This window comes from Streptomyces niveiscabiei (assembly GCF_001419795.1).
Taxonomy (GTDB): Bacteria; Actinomycetota; Actinomycetes; order Streptomycetales; family Streptomycetaceae; genus Streptomyces; species Streptomyces niveiscabiei.
This window is the reverse complement of record NZ_LIRL01000728.1, coordinates 1-3,499: the sequence shown is the minus strand read 5'-3', so window position 1 is coordinate 3,499 and position 3,499 is coordinate 1. Positions and strand designations below refer to the sequence as shown.

Annotated in this window: 6 protein-coding genes and 1 pseudogene; 3 read left to right on the top strand and 4 right to left on the bottom strand. The window is 72.0% G+C overall.

The genetic code is table 11. The features are described from left to right. Nucleotides 1-311: pseudogene (locus tag AOK24_RS31975) on the bottom strand (MFS transporter); the annotation flags it as partial. Between the two features lie 56 nt (nucleotides 312-367). Here AOK24_RS31975 and AOK24_RS31970 point away from each other — a divergent pair. From AOK24_RS31970 to AOK24_RS31960, 3 genes are read left to right on the top strand one after another with little or no spacing between them, the layout of a single operon-like run. Then, complete coding sequence (locus AOK24_RS31970) at nucleotides 368-949, top strand: CGNR zinc finger domain-containing protein (protein WP_055723518.1); 582 nt, start codon at nucleotides 368-370, stop codon at nucleotides 947-949. Nucleotides 950-959: 10 nt separating this feature from the next. Further along, nucleotides 960-1,715 carry a class I SAM-dependent methyltransferase gene (locus tag AOK24_RS31965; RefSeq protein WP_055723521.1) on the top strand — a complete coding sequence of 252 codons (756 nt, stop codon included), beginning with the start codon at nucleotides 960-962 and terminating at the stop codon, nucleotides 1,713-1,715. Nucleotides 1,716-1,752: 37 nt separating this feature from the next. Beyond that, nucleotides 1,753-2,160, top strand: a complete 408-nt coding sequence (locus AOK24_RS31960; protein ID WP_055723517.1) for a hypothetical protein — start codon at nucleotides 1,753-1,755, stop codon at nucleotides 2,158-2,160. On the opposite strand, the gene AOK24_RS31955 is transcribed toward AOK24_RS31960, so the two are convergent. From AOK24_RS31955 to AOK24_RS31945, 3 genes are all read right to left on the bottom strand, one after another. Continuing rightward, the gene (locus AOK24_RS31955) at nucleotides 2,157-2,753 is read right to left on the bottom strand and encodes a GTP-binding protein (protein WP_055723516.1); all 597 of its coding nucleotides are present in this window, start codon (nucleotides 2,751-2,753) and stop codon (nucleotides 2,157-2,159) included. The two genes, AOK24_RS31960 and AOK24_RS31955, sit on opposite strands and share 4 nt — an antisense overlap. Next, complete coding sequence (locus tag AOK24_RS31950; RefSeq protein ID WP_055723520.1) at nucleotides 2,734-3,108, bottom strand: DUF742 domain-containing protein; 375 nt, start codon at nucleotides 3,106-3,108, stop codon at nucleotides 2,734-2,736. Before AOK24_RS31950 ends, AOK24_RS31955 begins: the two co-directional genes overlap by 20 nt. Further along, on the bottom strand, nucleotides 3,101-3,499 hold a 399-nt coding region (locus AOK24_RS31945; RefSeq protein ID WP_063799551.1), incomplete at its 5' end, for a roadblock/LC7 domain-containing protein. The genes AOK24_RS31950 and AOK24_RS31945, both read right to left, overlap by 8 nt.

The window sequence follows — 3,499 nt, the reverse complement described above, 5'->3', positions numbered from 1 at the left end:
GCCGTCAGGGCGAGGGAGAGGGCGGCGGGGAGCGGGAGGGCGCCCAGGGACCACCACACCAGGAGGAGGGTCGCCGCGTACGCCGCCAGCGCTCCGCCGAGGAGGCGGCCGGGGTGGGGGGTGCGGTCGAGGAGGGCGCCCAGGACCGGGCCGCCGAGGGCCGCCGACGCGGTGAGCGCGGCCAGCAGGGGCGGTCCGGAACCAGCGAGCGCCGTGCCGGTGAGGAGCAGGGCCGGGGCGGACATCTCGTCACCGGTACGGGCGGCGCCCGCGCCCAGAAGGTAACGGGACAGCGAGTAACGTCTTCTCATCCACCTGACGTTACGAAGTAACCCAACATCCGGCCAAGGCCGTTACACTCGCCCGCATGGAGCCCTCCCCCGACGACTGGTTCACCCGCCACTCCCCCGCCCGCACCGCCCACCGCACCGTCGCCCTCGTCAACGTCCTCACCGCCGGCGAACCCCGCACGGACGCCGTCGCCGAGGTGCTGCGCGAGTACGGCGAGGCCGAACCGCTGGACCTGTCCCCCGGGGACATCGCCGGCATGCGGGACGCGGCCCTGCGCCTGCGCGAGGTGTTCGCCGCCGAGTCCGTCGACGCCGCCGCCGGCCGCCTCAACCGCCTCCTCGCCGAGAGCTGCGGCCCCGTACGGCTCACCTCCCACGGCGGCGGAACCCCCTGGCACCTCCACCTGGACCGGCACGACGAGGCCCCCTGGGCGGAGTGGTTCCTCGCCTCGTCCTGCATGACCCTGGCCGTCCTCCTGTGGGACCGCCAGCTCCCGCCGGGCGGCGTCTGCGCGTCGTCGACCTGCGAGAACGTCTTCGTGACCAGCACAGGAGGCTCGACCCGCCGCTACTGCTCCGCCCGCTGCGCGACCCGGGAACGAGTGGCGGCACACCGCAGGGCACGGAATTCGGATGCGGACGGCCCCGGCCCTTCCTAGCCTGACCGGCATGACGGACGAGGCGTACACGAACCCGAGACTGGCCGCCTTCTACGACCCCCTCGACACCGACCGCCCCGACCTCGACGTATACGCGGACATCGCGAGGGAGTTGGGCGCACGTCAGATCCTGGACGTCGGCTGCGGCACCGGCACCCTGGCGCTCCTGCTGGCCGGACAGGGCTTCGGCGTCACGGGAGTCGACCCGGCGGGCGCGTCACTGGACCTCGCGCGCGCCAAGCCCGGCGCGGACAGGGTGCGTTGGCTGCACGGAGACGCCACCGGGCTGCCCGCCCTCAGTGTGGACCTGGCCGTCATGACCGGCAACGCCGCGCAGGCCGTCGTGGACGAACAGGTCTGGGCAGGGACCCTGCGCGGGGTGCGCGAGGCTCTCCGCCCCGGCGGCTGGTTCGTGTTCGAGACGCGGGACCCGGCGCGGCGGGCATGGGAGGAGTGGACCCCCGAGCGGTCCCGCCGCTCCGTCCACGTACCCGGCACCGGCGAGGTGGAGACCTGGTACGAGGTCACCGACGTCTCCTGGCCCTTCGTGACCTTCCGTACGGTGATCGTCCTCAGGGCCACCGGCGAGGAGCTTCGCTCCCTGTCCACCCTGCGCTTCCGCGAGCGCGACGAGGTCGCCGCCGCCCTGGAGTCCCACGGGTTCGCCGTGGCGGAGGTCAGGGACGCCCCCGACCGCCCCGGCAAGGAGTTCGTGTTCTTCGCCCGCACCCCCGGAGAAGTGGTGTCGCCCCGCCGACGGTCGTAGCGTCGGCAGTGGACGACGAACGGCCCAGGGAGCGGACATGCCCAGGTACATGAAGCGGACCGCCCTGGCGCTGTGCGCGGTGGCGTCCCTGGCGGCGGCGGGCACCACCACACCCCACCCTCCCCGCACGGTCCTCCTGGACTGCGCCGGCCACCCCCAGACCCGCCCGACCGACTACATCCTGGCCTGCGGCGACGGCAACAGCCGCCTGACCGGGCTGCACTGGTCGCGCTGGACCCCGGCCGAGGCCGAGGGACACGGCGTGAACGTGGTCAACGACTGCGTCCCGTACTGCGCGGCGGGCACGTTCCACGGCTACCCGGTGACGGTCCGCCTGGACACCCCGAGCGCGGGGCAGGTCCGGCACTACACCCGGGTGACGCTCACGTTCACCGCGGACAGGCCGGACCTGGCGCCCCGTACCGTCTCGTACCCGCTGCCCTAGCCGAGGCCCAGCCTGCTCAGTCGCGCGGCGGCTCGCATGCGGGCCACCTGGAGCACCGAGAGGAGCACTTCGCGGCTGGAGTTGCGGTCCCGCACGTCGCACAGGACGACCGGGATGCCGGGGTCGAGGTCGAGGGCGGCGCGGACCTGTTCGGCGGAGGCTTCGCGGCGTCCGTGGAAGCAGTTGACGCCGACCGCGAAGGGGATCTCCCGGGACTCGAAGAAGTCGATCGAGGCGAAGGACGCGTCGAGGCGGCGGGTGTCCGCGAGGACGATCGCGCCGAGCGCCCCGTTGGCGAGGTCGTCCCACATGAACCAGAAGCGGTCCTGGCCGGGCGTGCCGAAGAGGTACACGACGAGGTCGGAGGCGACGGTGATCCGGCCGAAGTCCATGGCGACCGTGGTGGCCACCTTGTTCTCCACGCCGGAGAGGTCGTCGACCCCCCGGCTGACCTCGGTCATGCGCTCCTCGGTCTCCAGCGGCGGCACCTCGCTCACCGAGCCCACCATCGTCGTCTTGCCGACGCCGAATCCGCCCGCGACGAGGATCTTCAGTGCCGTCGGCAGGACGGGTTCAGAGTTGACGGATGGCATCCATCACCCTTTCGATGAGTTCGACGTCCGGCTGGCTTTCCTTGCCGGGCGGCGACTGGACTAGGATCAGCGAGGTATTGAGGAGATCTCCGCACAGAATCTTCACGACGCTCACGGGCAGGTCCATCAGGGCGGCGATCTCGGCGATCGCCACCGCCCGGTCCCGGCACAGCTCCAGGATCTTGGCCGCCTCCGGCTCGACCGCCTCCTGGTCCGTGTCCGCCACGGACCGGGAGACGATCTGGGTGATCAGCGTGAAGGCGTGCTGGGAGTGACGGGTCCTGCCGCCCGTGATGGCGTAGGGGCGTAAGTAACGCCCCCCGCCGGACGCTTCCGACCAACGGGACTCAGACATCCTGGCCCAGGCCGCCGGGAGGGCCCTGCACCCGGGGCGGAGCACTCAGATAGGTGCCGACGCGCTTGACCAGGGTGCCCATCTCGTAGGCCATCATGCCGATGTCCACGGTGTCCGAGGCGAACGCCGCGAGGCGCGCGCCCTGGCCGGCCGCCGTGATGAAGAGGTACGCCTTCTCCATCTGGATGACCGTCTGCTGGACGGGTCCGCCGTGGAAGTGGCGTGCCGCGCCCCGGGCGAGACTGTGCACGCCGGAGCCGACCGCCGAGAGGTGCTCGGCGTCGTCGCGGCGGATGTCCTTCGACTTGCCGATGAGAAGGCCGTCCCCCGACAGCACGACAGCACAACGAATCTCGGGGATTCGGTCCACCAGGTCGTCCAGCAGCCAGTC

Bases quoted from the DNA above. Each gene is read 5' to 3' on its own strand.
- AOK24_RS31970 (WP_055723518.1), top strand. From the start codon at position 368: ATGGAGCCCTCCCCCGACGACTGGTTCACCCGCCACTCCCCCGCCCGC.
- AOK24_RS31965 (WP_055723521.1), top strand. From the start codon at position 960: ATGACGGACGAGGCGTACACGAACCCGAGACTGGCCGCCTTCTACGAC.
- AOK24_RS31960 (WP_055723517.1), top strand. From the start codon at position 1,753: ATGCCCAGGTACATGAAGCGGACCGCCCTGGCGCTGTGCGCGGTGGCG.
- AOK24_RS31955 (WP_055723516.1), bottom strand. From the start codon at position 2,753: ATGCCATCCGTCAACTCTGAACCCGTCCTGCCGACGGCACTGAAGATC.
- AOK24_RS31950 (WP_055723520.1), bottom strand. From the start codon at position 3,108: ATGTCTGAGTCCCGTTGGTCGGAAGCGTCCGGCGGGGGGCGTTACTTA.